The following is an 18,083-nucleotide window of genomic DNA, read 5'->3' as shown; positions in this document are numbered from 1 at the left end:
GGATTCCTCACAGACGAATGGACAGGCCGTCGGCCAGCGACTGGCGATAGGCGCGCCAGGCCGGCACGCCGCCCAGCGGCAGGGACGCGGTCAGAATGCCACCGAGCAGCAGCCATTCGTAGGGGCTCGGCGCAGCGAACGGCAGATAGAGGCCGTAGGCCGCCTGCAGCGGCCCCTGGGCCAGCAGGATGCCGAGGTAGAGCAGGGCCAGGCCGAGCAGCACGCCGATCAGGGTCAGCGCGAAGGCCTCCAGCACCAGCAGTCCGGCGATGTGCCAGGGCCGTGCGCCCAGCGAGCGGAGGATCGCCATCTCCCGGCGGCGCTCGTTGAGGCTGGCGAGGATCGCCGTGAGCATGCCGATCAGCCCGGTCAGCACGACGCACAGCGAGATCACGAACAGCGCCTGCTCCGCGGTGCCCATCAGGCCCCACAGCTCCTGCAGGGCGACCCCGGGAAGAATCGCCAGCAGCGGCTCGCCGAGGTAGTCGTTGATTTCCCGCTGCACGGCGAAGGTGGCGATCTTGCTGTCGAGGCCGAGCAGGAAGGCGGTGATCGCCTTGGGCTGCAGGTCCATGCGGCGCGCCTGCTCGGCGTCGATGCGCGCCTTGCCCTGGGCCGGCACACCGCCGCGCCAGTCGACGTGCAGCGCTTCCATGCCGGCCAGATTGATGTGCAGGGTGCGGTCGACCGGCGTGCCGGTGCGGTCGAGGATGCCGACCACGCGAAACGGCTTGTCCTCATGGCGGGTCAGGCTGATCCTGGCCACGCCGTGGGCCAGCACGATCTCGTCGCCCAGCTTGTAGTGCAGCGCCTCGGCCACCTCGGCGCCGAGCACCACCTCGAACGGGTCCGTGGCGAAGGCGCGGCCCTCGGTCAGCTGCAGCGGCTGCTGGCGGCCGTAACGGTAATGCTCGAAGTAGGCCGCCGTGGTGCCCAGCACCCGGTAGCCGCGGTGCGAGTCGCCGAGCGACAGCGGGATCGCCCACTTCACCCGCGGGTGGTCGGCGAAGTGCTGGAAGCTTTCCCAGCGGATGTTGTTGGTGGCGTTGCCGATGCGGAACACCGAATAGAGCAGCAGGTTCACCGGGCCGGAGCGGGCGCCGACGATCAGGTCGGTACCGCTCAGGGTGCTGGCGAAGCTGGCGCGGGCCTCGGTGCGCACCCGCTCGACGGCGAGCAGCAGACAGACCGAGACGGCGATGGCGAACACCGTGAGCAGGGCGGTGGCTCGACGGTTGGCCAGGCTGGCCAGGGCCAGGCGCAGCAGATGCATGTCAGATCTCCTGGGGCCGGGCGGCGCGGTTCAGTTCGAGGAGCGACAGGCGGCGTTCGAACAGCCCCGCCAGGCTCTGGTCGTGGCTGACGAACAGCAGGCTGGCCGAGGCCCCGCGGCACTCGGCGAAGAGCAGGTCGAGGAAGGCCTGGCGGGCGTCGGCATCCAGCGCCGAGGTGGGCTCGTCGGCGATCACCAGCTCGGGCCGGCCGATCAGCGCGCGGGCCGCGGCGACCCGCTGCTGCTGGCCGATCGACAGTTCCGCGGCGCGGCGCTCCAGCAGCGTGGCGTCGAGCCCCAGGTGTTCCAGCAACTGGGCGGCGGCCCGTTCGATGCTGCCGTGGCACTGGCGCGCGCGCTCGGCACGCAATCTGGAGAAGTGGCAGGGGAGTTCGACGTTGGCGCGCACCGAGAGGAACGGCAGCAGGTTGAACTGCTGGAAGATGTAGCCGATGTGATCGACCCGGAAGTGGTCGCGGGCCGCCGCGGAGAGCGCGCCCAGCTCGGTGCCGAGCAGGCGGATATGGCCGCGGGACGGTTTCTGCACACCGCCGAGCAGGCCGAGCAGGGTGGTCTTGCCGCTGCCGGAGGGCCCTTGAGGAACAGGGTTTCGCCGCGCCGCAGGTGGAATTCGGGAATGTCCAGCAGCTCGGGCTGGCCCGGCCAGGCGAAGCCGAGGTCGGACAGTTCGATCAGGGGTGTGCTCATGGTGTCGGTCGGGCAGATCGGGTGGGCGCTCGGCAGCGGCTTCAGAAGGTCAGCTCGCTGCGCTCGGGGGTGAGTTCCAGCCCCTGCTGGCCGCGCGGGCCGATCAGCTGGACCTGGATCTTCCGGGTGGCCGGGAATGTGCCGAACAGCGCGGCAAGATTCAAGCCTTGCAGCGCGTCTGGCGTGCTGCATTGCAGGCGGTAGTGCGCCTCGATCTCGCTGTGCTCGCGGGTTTCGGCCGCTTCGAAGAGCGCGCCGTGCAGGTCTTGCCCGCGGACTTGGCAGCCGGCCACGGCGGGAACGCCGAACAGCGCGAGCGGCTGTTCCAGCCGGGCACGGGCGGCGGCCAGCGTGGCCCGGTCGGCGTCGCTGCGGGGTGCATGCTCGAAGCCGAGCAGATTCATGGCCGGGCTGGCGAACTCGATTTCCAGCATATCGCCGTCCAGTGCCAGATTGAGCTGGGCGCTGCCGTGCTCATGGGCGGCGAGGGTTTCTCCGGGATGGCGATGGGCCTCTTCGGCCTGGGCAAGGCCCAGGGACAGCAGGGCGAGGGGCAGGGCGAGCAGTAGGCGGGGCATGGCGGTCTCCGGGCCGGCTTCACGTTACCTTATAACGAGTTCACCCGGCCCCGCCAGCCGCGCTTGGCTGCGTACGGGCAGCGTGGGAGCATGGTGCCCTTCATCGCGAGGAGCTATGCCCATGCTGAGAATACGCGGACACATCGGCGACTGGCCGGTGGATTTGACTCTGGAACTGGACGACGAAGATTGGGCGCGCCTGGGGGCCCGGCTGGCCGCCGGCAATGCCGGCGCTCCCGCAGCTCCGGCGGCGGAGCCGGCCGACCGCCTCTGGCAGACCGCCCAGCAAGTGTTGCGCAGCGCCGGACAGATCGAGGGGCCGGCGCTGCTCAACCAACTGCAGGCACTGGCCGGCAGCGCCGAGGCGGGCAAGCGCCTGCTGGTGCGCTTGCGCCACTGCGCGCAGGTCCGGGTCGAGAACGCGCCGGACGCACCGATCTACCACTGGGCGGAGTGATGGCCGCCCCTCAGTAGAGGGCTTGGTAGAGCTTGCGGCGGTAGGTGGCGACCAGCGGGTGATCGCTGCCGAGCAGGTCGAACACCTGCAGCAGGGTCTTGTGCGGCAGACCGTCGGCATAGCTGCGGTTGCGCACGAACAGGCGCAGCAGGCCGTCCAGCGCCGCCTCGTACTGTTGCCGCGCCAGTTGCTGGATCGCCAGCTGGTAGGCCGCCTCGTCGTCGTTGGCATCCTGGGCCAGACGGCTTTTCAGGGTGGCGACTTCCGGCAGGTCGGCGGCCTGGCGCAGGAAGGTCAGCTGGGCGCGGGCGCCGGCCAGGGCCTGCTTGTGTTCGTCGCCCTGCACGGCATCCAGCACCGCCTCGGCTTCGCTCAGCTCGCCGCGCTCGGCCAGGCAGCGGGCGTAGAGGATCAGTGCGGCGCCGTTCTCGTTGTCCTCGCCGAGCAACGCCACGAGCAGGTTTTCGGTCTCGCTGATCTGGCCGGCGGCGAACAGCTCCAGGGCGACCTCCAGCGGGTCGGCGTCGGGGGCGGCCGGCAGCTGCACATGGGGCTCGAGCATGGCGCGGATGGCCGATTCCGGCTGTGCGCCGGCGAAGCCGTCCACCGGCTGGCCGTCCTTGAACAGCACCACGGTGGGTAGGCTGCGGATGCCCATGCGCATCACGGTCTGCTGCTCGACGTCGCTGTTGACCTTGGCCAGCAGCAGTTCGCCCTGGTAGCTCTCGGCGATCTTCGCCAGGAGCGGCATCAGTGCCTTGCAGGGCGCGCACCATTCGGCCCAGAAGTCCACCAGCACCGGCTTGTGGAAGGAGTTTTCGAGGACCAGCTGGTCGAAGCTGGCGTCGGTGACGTCGAAGATATAGGGGGTTTCGCTCATCGGAACTCTCGGCAGTGGGCTGGAATGGAATCCAGCATGGTAAGTGGGGGCGCGCAGCGGGGGAAGCAAGGCAGGCGCGGCTGGATTGCCCTCAGGCAGCGCGCCGGGCGTGGTACAGGCTGACCTGGCGGAACTCCGCCGGCTCGGCCAGATCCGGCCAGGTGCAGGCCTTGAGGCTGGCCAGGCGCCGGTAGCGCGGGTGGGCGAAGTCGCGCACCCGCGAGTCCGCGACCAGGGCTTCGCGGCCGCGGGCGAGGAACCGGTCGAGCAGCGGCAGGTTGGCGCGGTCGTAGAGCACGTCGGCGACCAGGATCAGATCGAAGCGGTCGGCCTCGGCGAAGAAGTCCGCCGAATAGCCCAGCTCCACGCCGTTCAGCGCAGCGTTCGCCCGGCAGGCGGCGAGCGCCAGCGGGTCGAGGTCGCAGGCCACCACCTCGGCGGCGCCCAGCCGGGCCGCGGCGATCGCCGCGACGCCGCTGCCGGCGCCGAAGTCCAGTACGCGCCGGTCGCGCACCCATTCCGGGCGCTCGGCCAGCCAGCGGGCGAGCGCCAGGCCGCTGGCCCAACAGAAGCTCCAGTAAGGCGGCTCCTCGAGAATGCGCCGGGTCTCCTCCGGACTGAAGGCGCGCGCCATGTTCGCCGGGTCGAGCAGCCAGAGGCGCAGTTCGCTGCCCGGCAGCGGTTGGGCGACCAGCCGGGCGTCGCCGAGCAGATCGCTCAGCGCCGCCTGCAGCAGGGGCGGCGCGTTCACGGCGCGGGGACCAGCTGCAGGGTGCCGAGCGCCTGGCTGTCCATGGCGGACAGGGTCCGCGGCGGCAGGCGCAGAATCAGCCGGCCGGACTGGCTGACCCGGCCGCGCAGCTCGATTCGCAGGCCGGCGACGGAGGCTTGCGGGCGAAAGTGCAGGTTGAACGGCAGCGCCTGGCCGTTGCCCGGCAGGTGGGTGCTGCCGAGCTCCTCCTGGGGTCGGCCGCGTTCGTCGACCACCAGCAGCGCCAGCTCCACTTCGCTGTTCGCCGGGGCGCCGAGCAGGCTGCCGCGCAGCTCGCGCTGGCCGGCGGGCAGCGCTTGGCGCGCGCTGGCGGCGGCGGGGGGCGTCGAGGCCGACGGGGGCTCTGGGGTTTCGGGCTGGCTGGAGCAGGCGGCGAGCAGGAGGCTCAGGCCGAGGAGGGCGAAAGGGCGCAGCGACATGGAGACTCCTTGGCGAGGGGACGGCTGGGCGTCTGTATAGCGCAAAGCCCGTGGGTTGTCTTGGGGGCGGGATGCGCTACCATGAGTCCCCTTCACTCTGCGACAACTCCGTCCATGCATTGTCCCTTCTGCAGCGCCCACGACACCAAGGTCATCGACTCGCGGCTGGTCGCCGAGGGCGACCAGGTGCGCCGCCGGCGCGAGTGCCTGGCCTGCGGCGAGCGCTTCACCACCTTCGAGACCGCCGAACTGGTCATGCCCCGGCTGATCAAGCAGGACGGCAGCCGCCAGCCGTTCGACGAGGACAAGCTGCGCGCCGGCATGCAGCGGGCCCTGGAGAAGCGCCCGGTGAGCATCGAGCGCCTGGAGGCGGCGATCGGCCGGATCAAGCACGAGCTGCGCGCCACCGGCGAACGCGAGGTCAAGTCGCGGGTGCTCGGCGAACTGGTGATGGCCGAGCTGCGCAAGCTCGACGAGGTCGCCTACATCCGTTTCGCCTCGGTCTACCGGCGTTTCCAGGACCTCAACGAGTTCCGCGAGGAGATCGAGCGCCTGTCCCGCGAGCCGTCCAAGCCATGAACCACTATCCGTACATGGCCCGCGCCCTGGAGCTGGCGCGCCAGGGGCTGTATTCCACCCATCCCAATCCGCGGGTCGGCTGCGTGATCGTCGCCGACGGCGCGGTGGTCGGCGAGGGCTGGCACGTGCGCGCCGGCGAGCCGCATGCCGAGGTCCACGCCCTGCGCGAGGCCGGCGAGCGGGCGCGCGGTGCCACCGCCTACGTCACCCTGGAGCCCTGCAGCCACCACGGGCGCACGCCGCCCTGCGCCGAGGCGCTGGTCGCCGCCGGGGTCGGCCGGGTGGTGGCGGCCATGCAGGACCCCAATCCGCAGGTGTCCGGGCGCGGTCTGGCGCGTTTGCGCCAGGCCGGCATCGCGGTCGAGGTCGGCGTGCTGGAAGCCGAAGCGCGCGCGCTCAACGCCGGTTTCGTCAAGCGCATGGAGCGCGGCCTGCCGCTGGTGCGGGTGAAGCTGGCGATGAGCCTGGACGGCCGCACGGCGATGGCCAGCGGCGAGAGCCAGTGGATCACCGGGGCGCCGGCGCGCGCCGCGGTGCAGCGCCTGCGCGCCCGCTCCAGCGTGGTGCTGACCGGCGCCGACACCGTCCTTGCCGACAGCGCCCGGCTCACCGTGCGCGGCGCGGAGCTGGGGCTGGCGCCCGAGCAGGCCGCCCTGGCGCTGCAGCGCCCGCCGCTGCGCGTGCTGATCGACGGGCGCCTGCGGGTGCCGCTGGACGCACCCTTCTTCCAGGCCGGGCCGGCCCTGGTGGCGACCCTCGCGGCCGAGCGCGAGGCCGCCTACCGCGCGGCCGGCCACGAACTGCTGGCCGTGCCGGGCGAGGCCGGTCGGGTCGATCTGCCGGCGCTGCTGGCCGAACTGGCCGCCCGCGGCGCCAACGAGGTGCTGGTGGAGGCCGGCCCGCGTCTGGCCGGGGCCTTCGCCCGGCTGGGGCTGGTCGACGAGTACCGCCTCTTCGTCGCGCCCAAGTTCCTCGGCTCGACTGCCCGGCCGTTGCTGGAGCTGCCTCTGGAGCGCATGGCCGAGGCGCGCGAGCTGAAGATCCGCGACATCCGCGCGGTGGGCGAGGACTGGCAGATCGTCGCCGTGCCCGCCTAGACGGCGCCTCATCCTCGCCCGGAGAGCCAGGCGCCGGTGGCCGGCGGCGCGCGCCTTGTGGTAAAAAGCGCCTCCGGGCCGCAGGGCCCGACGTTCTCAGGGCGGGGTGGAATTCCCCACCGGCGGTGATGACGTACAGCGTCCAGCCCGCGAGCGCTTGCCACGGGGCAACCCCACGCAAGGTCAGCAGATCCGGTGCGATTCCGGAGCCGACGGTCAGAGTCCGGATGAGAGAGAGCGGGATGTTCCGCCACGCGCAGTCCGCGCGCGCGATCCCTTTCGATCTGCATGCCCTGTTTTTCCGAAACAGGAGATCGTTTCATGCACCATTTTCCGCAGCAGTGCGCCAGGGGGGGACGGCATGTTCACCGGCATAATCGAAGCCATCGGCACCGTCCGCGCCCTCACCCCCAAGGGCGGCGACGTGCGCGTCTATGTCCAGACCGGCAAGCTCGACCTCGGCGACGTCAAGCTCGGCGACAGCATCGCGGTGAACGGCATCTGCCTGACCGCGGTGGAGCTGCCCGGCGACGGCTTCTGGGCCGACGTCAGCCGCGAGACCCTGGCGCGCACCGCCTTCATCGACCTCAAGGCCGGTAGCCGGGTCAACCTGGAGAAGGCCCTGACCCCGACCAGCCGCCTCGGCGGCCACCTGGTCAGCGGGCACGTCGACGGTGTCGGCGAGGTGATTTCCCGCGAGGAAAACGCCCGCGCCGTGCAGTTTCGCATCCGCGCGCCGCGCGAGCTGGCCCGCTACATCGCCCTCAAGGGCTCGATCACCGTCGACGGCACCAGCCTGACGGTCAACGGGGTGAACGGCGCCGAGTTCGAGCTGACCATCGTGCCGCACACCCTGGGCGAGACCATCATGGCCGACTACCGGCCGGGCCGGCAGGTGAACCTGGAGGTCGACCTCCTGGCCCGCTACCTGGAGCGCCTGATGCTCGGCGACAAGGCCGCCGAACCCAGCGCCTCCGGCCTCACCAGCAGCTTTCTGGCCGAGCACGGCTACCTGAAGTAATCGAGGAGTGGCCTGATGGCTCTCAACAGCATTGACGAACTGATCGAAGACATCCGCCAGGGCAAGATGGTCATCCTCATGGATGACGAGGATCGCGAGAACGAGGGTGATCTGATCATGGCCGCCGAATGCGTGCAGGCCGAGCACATCAACTTCATGGCGAAATACGCGCGCGGGCTGATCTGCATGCCGATGACCCGCGATCGCTGCGAGACCCTCAAGCTGCCGCTGATGGCGCCGCGCAACGGCTCCGGCTTCGGCACCAAGTTCACCGTCTCCATCGAGGCGGCCGAGGGCGTCACCACCGGCATCTCCGCCGCCGACCGGGCGCGCACCGTGCAGGTCGCCGCGGCGAAGAGCGCCAAGGCCGACGATATCGTCAGCCCCGGGCACATCTTCCCGCTGATGGCCCAGCCGGGCGGCGTGCTAGCCCGCGCCGGGCATACCGAGGCGGCCTGCGACCTGGCGCGGATGGCCGGCTTCGAGCCTTCCGGGGTGATCTGCGAGATCATGAACGACGACGGCAGCATGGCCCGCCGTCCCGAGCTGGAAGTCTTCGCCGAGCAGCACGGCATCAAGATCGGCACCATCGCCGACCTGATCCACTACCGGCTGATCCACGAGCGGACCATCCAGCGCATCGCCGAGCAGGAGCTGGACAGCGAGCTGGGCCGCTTCCACCTGGTCAGTTACCGCGACGCGGTGGAAGACGACGTGCACATGGCGCTGATCATGGGCGAGATCCATGCCGATGAGCCGACCCTGGTGCGGGTGCACAACATGGACCCGCTGCGCGACCTGCTGATGGTCCGTCAGCCGGGGCGCTGGAGCCTGCGCGCGGCGATGGCCGAGGTGGCCCACGCCGGCCGCGGCGTGGTGCTGCTGCTCGGCCATCCGCTGGAAGCCAACGAGGTGCTGACCCTGCTGCGCGAGGGCACGCCCAAGTCGCCGAGTACCTACAGCACCGTCGGTGCCGGCTCGCAGATCCTGCGCGACCTCGGCGTGCGCAAGATGCGCCTGATGAGCGCGCCGATGAAGTTCAACGCGATATCCGGGTTCGACCTGGAGGTTGTAGAATACCTGCCCGCCGAATGATCCCCACCGGAACCGCCCGCCCTTTCCCTGCCCCTATCGGCAGGGGGCGGGCGGTTCCGTCTGGAAGGCCGGGACCGATTGTTTGCGGAGCCGCCGGGAGCGCTCCGGTTCTTTAACGAGACGAGATTCGCCATGACCCTGAAGACCATCGAAGGTACCTTTACCGCCGCCAAAGGCCGCTACGCCCTGGTGGTCGGCCGCTTCAACAGCTTCGTCGTGGAAAGCCTGGTGCAGGGCGCCATCGACACCCTGGTGCGCCACGGCGTCGAGCAGAGCGAGCTGACCATCATCCGCGTGCCGGGCGCCTTCGAGATCCCGCTGGTGGCGCAGAAGGTCGCCCAGCGCGGCGAGTTCGACGCCATCATCGCCCTCGGCGCGGTGATCCGCGGCGGTACCCCGCACTTCGAGTACGTCGCCGGCGAGTGCACCAAGGGCCTGGCCCAGGTGTCCCTGCAGTTCGGCGTGCCGGTCGCCTTCGGCGTCCTCACCGTCGACTCCATCGAGCAGGCCATCGAGCGCTCCGGCACCAAGGCCGGCAACAAGGGCGCCGAAGCGGCCCTGTCCGCCCTGGAAATGGTCAGCCTGATGGCGGCCCTGGAGGCCAAGTGAGCGCCAATCGCGACGACGGCCAGAGCGGGCAGGGTGCCAAGCCGGCCAAGGGCAAGATAGCGGCGCGCCGGCAGGCGCGCGTGCTGGCCATGCAGGCGCTCTACCAGTGGCACGTGGCCGGCCAGCCGCTCAACGAGATCGAGGCGCAGTTTCGCGTCGACAACGATTTCAGCACGGTCGACGGCGCCTACTTCCATGAGATCCTGCACGGCGTGCCGCGCCAGAAGACCGAGATCGACGGTGCCTTCGCGCCGCTGCTCGACCGTCCGCTGGCGGAGGTCGACCCGGTGGAGCTGGCCATCCTGCGGCTGTCGACCTACGAGCTGAGCAACCGCCTCGACGTGCCCTACCGGGTGGTGATCAACGAGGGCATCGAGCTGGCCAAGGTGTTCGGCGCCACCGACGGACACAAGTTCGTCAACGGCGTGCTGGACAAGCTGGCGCCGCGCCTGCGCGCGGACGAAGCCCGCGGCGGCAGGCGCTGAGCGCGCCGATGGGCGAGTTCGAGCTGATCCGTCGCTACTTCGCCGCCGCCGCCTGTGCGCAGGCGGCGCCCGGCGTGGCCCTCGGCATCGGCGACGACTGCGCCCTGCTGGAGGTTCCCGCCGGCGAGCAGCTGGCGATCTCCACCGACACCATGGTCGCCGGGGTGCATTTCCCCGACCCCTGCGATCCCTTCCTGCTCGGCCAGCGCGCGCTGGCCGCGGCCGCCAGCGATCTGGCGGCGATGGGCGCCGCGCCTGTCGGCTTCACGCTCGCCCTGACCCTGCCGGCGGCCGATCCGGGCTGGCTGGCGGCTTTCGCCCGCGGTCTCGACTGCAAGGCGCGCGAATGCGGCCTGGCGCTGATCGGCGGCGATACCACCCGCGGCTCCCTGTGCATCACCCTGACCGTGTTCGGCCGGGTGCCGGCCGGCCTGGCGCTGCGCCGGGACGGCGCGCGCCCCGGCGATCTGCTCTGCGTCGGCGCCCCGCTCGGCGATGCCGCCGGCGCGCTGGCGCTGGTGCTCGGCCGCTGCCAGGCACCGGCCGAGATCGCCGGCCCCCTGCTGGCGCGCTACTGGTCGCCGCGGCCGCAGCTGTCCCTGGGGCTGGCGCTGCGCGGCCGGGCCAGCGCGGTGCTGGACATTTCCGACGGCCTGCTCGCCGACTGCGGACACATCGCCGCGGCGTCCGGCGTGGCCCTGTGCATCGAGCGCCACCGCGTGCCGCTGTCGGCGCCGCTGCGCGGCCTGCTCGACGCGCCGGCGGCGCTGGCCTGCGCCCTCGGCGGCGGCGACGATTACGTGCTGACCTTCACCTTGTCCCCGCGCTTCCTGGCCGCCCTGCAGGCCGACTGGCCGCTGCGGGTGATCGGCCGGGTCGAGGCCGGTTCGGGCGTGCATCTGCTGGACGAGTCCGGCCGCGAAATCGAGCCGCCGGCCGCCGGTTATCAACATTTCGGGAGTCCGCGTGACTGAATCCGTGCGCGTGCCGCCCTCGGTGTGGCGCAATCCCTGGCACTTCCTGGCTTTCGGCTTCGGCTCCGGGACGTTGCCCAAGGCCCCCGGCACCTGGGGTTCGCTGGTTGCGCTGCCCTTCGTGCCGCTCTGGCAGATGCTGCCGGACTGGGGCTACTGGCTGCTGCTCGGGCTGACCATGCTGTTCGGCTTCTGGCTGTGCGGCAGGGTCGCCGAGGATCTTCGAGTGCACGACCACGAAGGCATCGTCTGGGACGAGATGGTCGGCATGTGGATCACCCTCTGGCTGGTGCCGGAGGGCTGGCAGTGGCTGCTGCTCGGCTTCGCGATGTTCCGCCTGATGGACATCGTCAAGCCCTGGCCCATCCACTGGATCGACCGGCACGTGCACGGCGGGGTCGGCATCATGCTGGACGACGTGCTGGCCGGCGTATTCGCCTGGCTGGCGATGCAACTGCTGATCTGGGGGCTGGCCTGGCTATGAGGCAGGTATGGCTGTTCCTGCTGCTGTGCTGCTGCCTGGGCAGCGCGCTCGCCGGGTCGGGAGAGGCGCTGCTGCCCGGCGCGAATCCGTCGGCGGAGATCCTGCTGGTCGGCGTCGAGCGCAAGAACCATACGGGGGCCGATGCCCGCGGTCTGGTCTGGGAGGTCCTGCGCCTGGTCTTCGAGCCGGCCGGGCTGCGGGTGCGCACCAGCACGGTGCCCTATACCCGGGCGGTCGGCCTGGTCGCCCGTGGCGATGCCGATGCCTGGGTCGGCGCCTATCCGGAGGAAACCGAAGGGGCCCTGTTTCCCAAATGGCACTATGCCGCCGAGGTGATCGCGGCGCTTGGCCTGGCCCGGGCGCCGGTACCGCGCCTGGAGGAACTGGGCAATTTCCGTCTGGCCTGGATACGCGGCTACGCCTTCGACAAGTACCTGCCGCGGCTGCAGCGCTATCAGGAGATCCTGCGCTACAACGGCGCGCTGGCGATGCTCCGGCTCGGCCATGCCGATTACCTGATCGCTGCCCGGGCCGAACTGGAGGGGGTGCTCGCCTGGGCGGAGAACCCCGAAACCTACCGCATCACCGATCTGACCTTGCTGCCCTTATATCCTGGTTTCGCCGACACGCCGCGCGGGCGCGAGCTGGCCGCGCTGTACGACCGGCGCATGGCCGAGCTGGTGCGTTCCGGCGAGCTGCGGCCGGTCTTCGCCCGCTGGCAACAACCTTACCCGTTCGACTGACGACTCCCGGGAGGCAGGGATGCTGTACGTTCGCTGGTTCACCGTCCTGCCGCTGCTCCTGGCCGCCGGCCTGGCGGCTGCGGCCGAGGTCCGGGTCGTGGGACTGTTCCCCGGCGCCGCGGTGGTCAATGTCGATGGCCGACGCCAGCTGCTCAAGGTCGGTCAGGAAGGGCCCGGCGGCGTGCAGCTGCTGGAGGCCGACAGCCGCGGTGCGCTGCTGCGGGTGGACGGTATCGCGCGCCGCTACGAACTGGCCCGCGAATACGGTTCGGGGACGGGCGAAGGTTTCGCTCCGCCGGGCAAGGCGCGCCTCGGCGTCGCCCGTGGCGAGGGCGGGCACTACTGGGTCGCCGGCGCCGTCGACGGGCAGTCGGTGCAGTTTCTGGTCGACACCGGCGCCACCACGGTGGCGCTCAGCGAAAGCCAGGCCCGGCGCCTGGGCGTCGACTACCGCGGCGGCGGGCGGCCGGTGCGGGTGAGCACGGCCAATGGCACGGCCCAGGGCTGGCAGGTCAAGCTGAGTCGGGTCAAGGTCGGCAGTCTGGAGGTGCTCGGCGTCGAGGCGGTGGTCCTGCAGGGCGACTCGCCGGGCACCGCCCTGCTCGGCATGAGTTTCCTCAACCGCGTGCGTTGGCGGGAGGAGCAGGGGATGCTGATGCTGGAGTCGAAGCTATAGCGACACCGCTTCCGGTCGCTCGTCGGCATTCCGGCTGCGCCGCCGGACGGCATGGCTGTTACAATGATCGCTTGCCGCATCTTTCAGGAGTCCTTCCGGTGTCCGTCGTCTTCGTCGCCGCATCCAAGCTGCCCACGCCGTTCGGCGTCTTCACCATGCATGGCTTTCTCGACGAAGCCACCGGCAAGGAGCATGTGGCGCTCACCCTGGGCAAGGTGGACGACGGCGCGCCGGTGCTCGGCCGCCTGCATTCCGAGTGTCTGACCGGCGACGCGCTGTTCAGCCTGCGCTGCGACTGCGGCTTCCAGCTGGAGGCGGCGCTGCGTGCCATCGCCGCCGAGGGCCGCGGCGTGCTGCTCTACCTGCGCCAGGAAGGGCGCGGCATCGGCCTGCTGAACAAGATCCGCGCCTACAAGCTGCAGGATGCCGGGGCCGACACCGTCGAGGCCAACGAGCGCCTGGGCTTTCGCGCCGACCAGCGCGACTATGGGATCTGCAAGCCGATGCTCGACTATCTGGGCATCGTCGCGATCAAGCTGATGACCAACAACCCGCGCAAGGTCAAGGCGCTGGAAGGGGCCGGCATCCAGGTGACCGAGCGGGTGCCGCTGCAGACCGGGCTCAACCCGCACAACCAGAAATACCTGGCGACCAAGGCCGGCAAGCTCGGCCATCTGCTCGGCAGCCTGCATCAGGGCGAGGTGGAAACCCCGGCCGAGGGCTGAGGTGGAGCTCTCCGCATTGGTGGATGCCCGCCATCGCTGGCGGGCACGTCTGGCGCGGGCCTGGTGGAGCCGGCTGGCGCTCTGCCTGCTGCCGGTGTCGCTGATCGCCTGGCACGGCCCGGCCAGCGCTTCGGCGCCGCAGCCGGGTCTGCTCCTGTTCGGTGTCGGCCTGCTCTCCCTGTTCGTCAGCCTGCCGCTGTTCCGCGCCTACAAGCATGCCCTGATCGCCACCGGACGCGCCCTGGACAGTGGCGCCGAGCCGGACGCCTGGGCGCATCTGACGGTAGCCCGGCAACGTGCGCTGCGCGCAGCCGGGCTGCCGGCCTGGAGCGGCGCCGTGGGCCTGTGGTTCGGCCTGGAGGGTATCGCGGCGCTGTTGCTGTGCGGCGCCAGCCTGGCCCTCCTGCTGCTCTACCGTATTCCCCGGCAACTGGCCTGATGCGCCTCTGGCTGGTCCTGCTGCTCTGCTTCGCCCTGCCGCTGGTGGCGGCCGAGCGGGTGGTCAGCCTGGCGCCGTCGCTCACCGACATGATGCTGGAGCTGGAGGCGGGCGACCGTCTGGTCGGCGTGCTCGACGGCGGCGAGCGGCCGCCGGCGCTGGCCGGACTGCCCTCGCTGGGACGCTGGGGGCGGCTGGAGATGGAGACCCTGCTCGCCCTGCATCCGGACCTGATCCTGCTCTGGCCGGACAGCATCGGCGCGGCGCAGCGCGAACAGCTGCACGGCTTCGGCATTCCGGTGTTCGAGGTGCGGCCCCGGCGCCTGGAAGACATCGCCGTGCAGCTCGAAGCGCTCGGCGCCCAGGTCGGGCGTGTCGAGCGGGGCCGCCAGCTGGCCGCCGAGCTGCGCCGACAGCTCGCCGAGCTGCGCCGGCAGTATCGCCGCGAGGTGCCGTTGCGGGTCTTCTACCAGGTCTGGGACCAGCCGCTGTACAGCATCGGCGGCACGCAGATCATCAGCGATGCCCTGCAGGTTTGCGGTGCGGCGAATGTCTTCGCCGACCTCGACCTGCCGGCCCCGCAACTCTCCTTGGAGGCGGTGCTGGGGCGCGATCCCGAGGTGATCCTGATTAGCCAGCCGGAGCAGCGCGACGCCTGGCAGGCCTGGCCGCAGCTGGAGGCGGTGCGTCGCGGGCAGGTCTGGGCAGTGCCCGATCGCCGTCTGGAGCGGCCCAGCCTGCAGATGCTGGAGGCCACCCACCAGTTGTGCGAGCTGCTGCGCCAGGCCCGTCCCTGAGCCGCTAGCTGAGTGCCGCGATCAGCTCGTCCTTGCGCATCCGCGAGCGGCCGCGTACGCCCTGTTCGGCGGCACGTTCGAGCAGGGCGGCCCGGGTCATGGCGCTCAGCGAGGTGCTACCGGATTGCTGGCGGGCGCTTGCCGAGCCGCGGTTGGGCGACTGGCCGCGCCGGGTCGCCGCCGCCCGGCGTGCCGAATCCTTGCGGTCGGCGCGCTTGGCGATTTCGCTCTTGCCGCTGCCGGCGCCGCCTTTCTCGCCGCCGCCGGACTGCTTGTTCACCGTGGCCCAGGCGCGGGCTTCGGCCTCCTCCTCCGGAACGCCGCGCGACTCGTAGCTCTCTTCGATATGCGCGGCTTTGCGTTTTTGCTTGTCGCTGTACTTGGACTTGTCACCTTGGGGCATGATGGTGCTCCTCGATGCGATGGCTACAGAGATTTTGACTGGTGTGGCGCGCAAAGTTTCGCCGCTGGCAAGCGGCGACCTGCAAGATGTACAGCCTTATTCTTTCCCGACCAAGGCTGTGTGAGTGGAAACTGCATGGGCAAGACGCTCGAAACCCGTTATCCGATCTTGCTGGTGCACGGCCTGCTCGGCTTCGTGCGCCTGCCAGGCCATTCCTACTGGAACGGCATCGATAGGGCGTTGCGCCAGTTGGGCGCGTCTGTCTATCCGGTGCGGCTATCCGGCGTGCACGACAACGAGGCGCTGGGCGAGCAGCTGCTCGAACGCATTGCCGCGATCCGCGCCGACAGCGGCGCGCACCGGGTCAATCTGATCGGCCACAGCCAGGGTGGGTTGAGCGCTCGCTATGCGGCGGCACTCCGGCCGGAATGGGTGGCGTCGGTGACCACCGTGGCCACGCCCAATCAAGGCTCCGAGGTGGCCGATCGGCTGCGCGGCCGCTTGCCGCCCAGCGGCCGGCGCGAGCGTCTGCTGGCACGCGGCTTCGAAGGCCTGGCGCGGTTGATGGAGCGGCTGGAGTGCGCCGAGCCGGGGCTGTGCCTGCCCCTCGACGGGCCGGCTTCGCTACTGGCGTTGACCAGCGAGGGCATGGCCGCCTTCAACGCCCGTTACCCGCAGGGCCTGCCCGAGCACTGGGGCGGCGAGGGCGCCGGGGAGGTCGACGGGGTGCGCTACTACTCCTGGAGCGGCACCCTGCAGACCCGCGACGCTGCCGCACCGAGCTTCGACCCGGGGCATGTCCTGTGCCGGCAGCTGGCCCGCTGCTTCGTCCGCGAGGCCGGGCAGAACGACGGTCTGGTCGGGCGCTTCAGTTCGCACTTGGGCAAGGTGATCCGCTCCGACTACCCCTTCGACCATCTGGACGTCATCAATCGCTGCTGGGGGCCCCGGGAGGGGCAGCCCGACCCGCTTGGCGCGTACCTCGAACACCTGGCGCGGCTGGCCGAGGCCGGGCTCTAGGGGGCGCCCTAGCGCAGCTCCAGCGTGCGTCCGTCGAGGATGAGGCGCTCGGCGCGCATTTCCGCGGCGCCGTCCTTGCGCGGATGGCCGACCAGGATCACCGGCCTGCCCGGGCGCAGATCGTTCTTGATCACGCCGCGCGACAGCAGGCGCGAGGAGGGCCCCAGCAGCACCGTCCACTCCTTGCCCCGATAGTTGACCCGTACTTCGGTCTGCGGGCGGCGATACAGCACCTGTTTCAGGGGCGCCTTGATGGTCAGTCTCTGCCCTGTGTCGTAGGAGTCCCAGCCCTGGCTTGCCAAGCCCATGGAGGCGCCGAGAATCAAGGCGGCGATCAACAGCAGCGCAAGAAGGAAGACCAGCAGGAGGCGATTGTTGTGCATGATGGGCACCTGGGTTCGAAGCTGCGGTGACTTCAAAACCATAGGCCAGAATCCTCCGGCCGGTGTCCGGTGCGACCAGGCGCACAGGCCGGCGGAGCGGTCCCGCTCCGCCGGCCCGGCGTTTCTCAGCCGTAGCGCCGCCGGGCCTCGATGGCCAGGCCGCTGCCGATGCTGCCGAAGCGGTCGCCTTCGACCAGCCGGGCGTTCGGCAGCAGCGTGGCGACGCTGGCGCGTAGCGCCGGCACGCCGCTGGAGCCGCCGGTGAAGAACAGCGTGTCGATCCGCTCCCGGGCTATGCCGGCGTCGGCCAGCAGGCTTTCCAGGCTGGTGCGAATGCGCTCCAGCAGCGGCTCGATCGCCTGCTCGAAGAGCGCACGGTCTAGGTCGGCGGCCAGCTGCGCCTCGATGCGTGCCAGGTCGATGCGGTGCCGTTCGCTGTCGCCGAGGGCGATCTTGCCCTCTTCCACCTGCATCGCCAGCCAGTGCCCGGCGCGCTGCTCGATCAGCCGGGACAGCCGGTCGATGCCGGTGGGGTCGAGGATGTCGTAGCGCATGCTCGCCAGCGCCCGCTGCGAGGCCTGGGCGTAGACGGCGTTGATGGTGTGCCAGGTGGCCAGGTTGAGGTGCACGCTGGTCGGCATCGGTGCGTCGCTCTTCATCCGGCTGCCGTAGCCGAACAGCGGCATCACGCCCTGCAGGCTGAGCTGCTTGTCGAAGTCGGTGCCGCCGATGTGCACGCCACCGGTGGCCAGGATGTCGCCCTGCCGCTCGGCCAGGGCACGGCGTTCGGGGGCCAGGCGCACCAGGGAGAAGTCCGAGGTGCCGCCGCCGATGTCGACGATCAGCACCAGTTCTTCCCGCGTGATGACCGACTCGTAGTCGAAGGCGGCGGCGATCGGCTCGTACTGGAAGGATACCTCCTTCAGGCCGAGGCCCCTGGCCACCTCGATCAGGGTGTCCGCGGCTTCCCGGTCGGCCTGCGGATCCTCGTCGACGAAGAACACCGGGCGGCCCAGCACCGCCTCCTCGAAGGGGCGTCCGGCCTCCGCCTCGGCGCGCCGCTTCAGCTCGCCGAGGAATAGCTTGAGAATCTCCTTGAACGGCAGTGCGCTGCCGAGCACCGTAGTTTCGCTTTTCAACAGCTTGGAGCCCAGCAGGCTCTTCAACGAGCGCATCAGGCGCCCCTCGTAGCCCTCCAGGTATTCATGCAGGGCCTGGCGGCCGAACACCGGGCGGCGCTCCTCGAAATTGAAGAACAGCACCGAGGGCAGGGTGATGCGGCCATCCTCCAGGGGAATCAGCGCCTCCCGGCCGGGGCGTAGCCAGCCGACGGTGGAGTTGGAGGTGCCGAAGTCGATGCCGCAGGCGCGGGCGGGCAGGGCGGTGGTCATGGCGCGGGCTCGGGCGAAAAAGGGGCGCGCATTCTAGCAGGCCGCTGCCGGTCGTCTGCACCCGCCGGCCGGCCA

24 protein-coding genes, 1 pseudogene and 1 riboswitch are annotated in these 18,083 nt (G+C 70.5%); of the genes and pseudogenes, 16 read left to right on the top strand and 9 right to left on the bottom strand.

Features of this window, described 5'->3' with window-relative positions; genetic code table 11:
* Positions 1-7: 7 nt before the first annotated feature.
* The 3 genes and pseudogenes from Atro_RS10545 to Atro_RS10535 form a co-directional block, all read right to left on the bottom strand.
* Complete coding sequence (locus Atro_RS10545; protein WP_497927549.1) at positions 8-1,273, bottom strand: ABC transporter permease; 1,266 nt, start codon at positions 1,271-1,273, stop codon at positions 8-10.
* 1 nt (position 1,274) lies between these two features.
* A pseudogene (locus tag Atro_RS10540) lies at positions 1,275-1,981 on the bottom strand (ABC transporter ATP-binding protein).
* A gap of 41 nt (positions 1,982-2,022) precedes the next feature.
* Positions 2,023-2,559 (bottom strand): DUF2796 domain-containing protein, encoded by a 537-nt coding sequence (locus Atro_RS10535; protein ID WP_497927548.1) that lies wholly within the window; start codon positions 2,557-2,559, stop codon positions 2,023-2,025.
* Between the two features lie 121 nt (positions 2,560-2,680).
* Here Atro_RS10535 and Atro_RS10530 point away from each other — a divergent pair, with 121 nt between their 5' ends.
* Positions 2,681-3,016, top strand: a complete 336-nt coding sequence (locus Atro_RS10530; protein ID WP_497927547.1) for a hypothetical protein — start codon at positions 2,681-2,683, stop codon at positions 3,014-3,016.
* 10 nt (positions 3,017-3,026) lie between these two features.
* Here Atro_RS10530 and trxA read toward each other — a convergent pair whose 3' ends face one another.
* From trxA to Atro_RS10515, 3 genes are all read right to left on the bottom strand, one after another.
* Positions 3,027-3,896 carry a thioredoxin gene (trxA, locus tag Atro_RS10525; protein WP_497927546.1) on the bottom strand — a complete coding sequence of 290 codons (870 nt, stop codon included), beginning with the start codon at positions 3,894-3,896 and terminating at the stop codon, positions 3,027-3,029.
* Between the two features lie 91 nt (positions 3,897-3,987).
* A complete protein-coding gene (locus Atro_RS10520; protein ID WP_497927545.1) occupies positions 3,988-4,647 on the bottom strand; it encodes a class I SAM-dependent methyltransferase in 660 nt (219 codons plus the stop codon).
* Positions 4,644-5,087 (bottom strand): hypothetical protein, encoded by a 444-nt coding sequence (locus tag Atro_RS10515; RefSeq protein ID WP_497927544.1) that lies wholly within the window; start codon positions 5,085-5,087, stop codon positions 4,644-4,646. Before Atro_RS10515 ends, Atro_RS10520 begins: the two co-directional genes overlap by 4 nt.
* Positions 5,088-5,201: 114 nt before the next feature.
* On the opposite strand from Atro_RS10515, the gene nrdR reads away from it, so the two are divergent.
* The 13 genes from nrdR (at position 5,202) to Atro_RS10450 (ending at position 14,811) form a co-directional block, all read left to right on the top strand.
* Complete coding sequence (gene nrdR, locus Atro_RS10510; protein ID WP_497927543.1) at positions 5,202-5,666, top strand: transcriptional regulator NrdR; 465 nt, start codon at positions 5,202-5,204, stop codon at positions 5,664-5,666.
* A 14-nt stretch (positions 5,667-5,680) separates the two neighbouring features.
* Complete coding sequence (ribD, locus tag Atro_RS10505; RefSeq protein WP_497927662.1) at positions 5,681-6,763, top strand: bifunctional diaminohydroxyphosphoribosylaminopyrimidine deaminase/5-amino-6-(5-phosphoribosylamino)uracil reductase RibD; 1,083 nt, start codon at positions 5,681-5,683, stop codon at positions 6,761-6,763.
* Between the two features lie 88 nt (positions 6,764-6,851).
* Positions 6,852-7,006: riboswitch (FMN riboswitch) on the top strand.
* Positions 7,007-7,124: 118 nt separating this feature from the next.
* Positions 7,125-7,784: a riboflavin synthase gene (locus Atro_RS10500; RefSeq protein ID WP_497927542.1), complete on the top strand. Its 660-nt coding sequence runs from the start codon at positions 7,125-7,127 to the stop codon at positions 7,782-7,784.
* Positions 7,785-7,799: 15 nt separating this feature from the next.
* On the top strand, positions 7,800-8,879 hold the full coding sequence (gene ribBA / locus Atro_RS10495; protein WP_497927541.1) for a bifunctional 3,4-dihydroxy-2-butanone-4-phosphate synthase/GTP cyclohydrolase II: 1,080 nt from the start codon (positions 7,800-7,802) through the stop codon (positions 8,877-8,879).
* Positions 8,880-9,011: 132 nt separating this feature from the next.
* On the top strand, positions 9,012-9,488 hold the full coding sequence (ribH, locus tag Atro_RS10490) for a 6,7-dimethyl-8-ribityllumazine synthase (RefSeq protein WP_012699351.1): 477 nt from the start codon (positions 9,012-9,014) through the stop codon (positions 9,486-9,488).
* Positions 9,485-9,973: a transcription antitermination factor NusB gene (gene nusB, locus Atro_RS10485; RefSeq protein ID WP_497927540.1), complete on the top strand. Its 489-nt coding sequence runs from the start codon at positions 9,485-9,487 to the stop codon at positions 9,971-9,973. The genes ribH and nusB overlap by 4 nt, the downstream gene beginning before the upstream one ends.
* An 8-nt stretch (positions 9,974-9,981) precedes the next feature.
* On the top strand, positions 9,982-10,947 hold the full coding sequence (gene thiL, locus Atro_RS10480; protein ID WP_497927539.1) for a thiamine-phosphate kinase: 966 nt from the start codon (positions 9,982-9,984) through the stop codon (positions 10,945-10,947).
* A 4-nt stretch (positions 10,948-10,951) separates the two neighbouring features.
* Positions 10,952-11,431: a phosphatidylglycerophosphatase A family protein gene (locus Atro_RS10475; RefSeq protein ID WP_497927661.1), complete on the top strand. Its 480-nt coding sequence runs from the start codon at positions 10,952-10,954 to the stop codon at positions 11,429-11,431.
* Entirely contained in the window at positions 11,428-12,174 is a 747-nt protein-coding gene (locus Atro_RS10470; RefSeq protein WP_497927538.1) for a substrate-binding periplasmic protein, read from the top strand. Before Atro_RS10475 ends, Atro_RS10470 begins: the two co-directional genes overlap by 4 nt.
* A 19-nt stretch (positions 12,175-12,193) precedes the next feature.
* Entirely contained in the window at positions 12,194-12,850 is a 657-nt protein-coding gene (locus Atro_RS10465; protein ID WP_497927537.1) for a retropepsin-like aspartic protease family protein, read from the top strand.
* A 98-nt stretch (positions 12,851-12,948) separates the two neighbouring features.
* Positions 12,949-13,575, top strand: a complete 627-nt coding sequence (gene ribA / locus Atro_RS10460; protein ID WP_497927536.1) for a GTP cyclohydrolase II — start codon at positions 12,949-12,951, stop codon at positions 13,573-13,575.
* A 1-nt stretch (position 13,576) separates the two neighbouring features.
* Positions 13,577-14,014 (top strand): MFS transporter, encoded by a 438-nt coding sequence (locus Atro_RS10455; protein WP_497927535.1) that lies wholly within the window; start codon positions 13,577-13,579, stop codon positions 14,012-14,014.
* Positions 14,014-14,811: a cobalamin-binding protein gene (locus Atro_RS10450; protein WP_497927534.1), complete on the top strand. Its 798-nt coding sequence runs from the start codon at positions 14,014-14,016 to the stop codon at positions 14,809-14,811. Before Atro_RS10455 ends, Atro_RS10450 begins: the two co-directional genes overlap by 1 nt.
* Positions 14,812-14,815: 4 nt before the next feature.
* On the opposite strand, the gene Atro_RS10445 is transcribed toward Atro_RS10450, so the two are convergent.
* The gene (locus tag Atro_RS10445; RefSeq protein ID WP_497927533.1) at positions 14,816-15,214 is read right to left on the bottom strand and encodes a Rho termination factor N-terminal domain-containing protein; all 399 of its coding nucleotides are present in this window, start codon (positions 15,212-15,214) and stop codon (positions 14,816-14,818) included.
* On the opposite strand from Atro_RS10445, the gene Atro_RS10440 reads away from it, so the two are divergent.
* Together Atro_RS10440 and Atro_RS10435 are read left to right on the top strand one after the other, a co-directional pair.
* Positions 15,213-15,338: a hypothetical protein gene (locus tag Atro_RS10440; protein WP_497927532.1), complete on the top strand. Its 126-nt coding sequence runs from the start codon at positions 15,213-15,215 to the stop codon at positions 15,336-15,338. The genes Atro_RS10445 and Atro_RS10440 overlap by 2 nt on opposite strands.
* 11 nt (positions 15,339-15,349) lie before the next feature.
* On the top strand, positions 15,350-16,234 hold the full coding sequence (locus Atro_RS10435) for an esterase/lipase family protein (protein WP_497927531.1): 885 nt from the start codon (positions 15,350-15,352) through the stop codon (positions 16,232-16,234).
* 8 nt (positions 16,235-16,242) lie between these two features.
* Here the strand turns inward: Atro_RS10435 and Atro_RS10430 are convergent, their stop codons facing one another.
* Together Atro_RS10430 and Atro_RS10425 are read right to left on the bottom strand one after the other, a co-directional pair.
* Positions 16,243-16,617, bottom strand: a complete 375-nt coding sequence (locus Atro_RS10430) for a DUF6152 family protein (protein WP_497927530.1) — start codon at positions 16,615-16,617, stop codon at positions 16,243-16,245.
* Between the two features lie 125 nt (positions 16,618-16,742).
* On the bottom strand, positions 16,743-18,008 hold the full coding sequence (locus Atro_RS10425) for an Hsp70 family protein (protein WP_497927529.1): 1,266 nt from the start codon (positions 18,006-18,008) through the stop codon (positions 16,743-16,745).
* Positions 18,009-18,083: the final 75 nt, after the last annotated feature.

Source organism: Azotobacter tropicalis (genome assembly GCF_059739045.1).
Note: the sequence above shows the minus strand (reverse complement) of the source record. Positions and strands in the feature narration are given on the sequence as shown.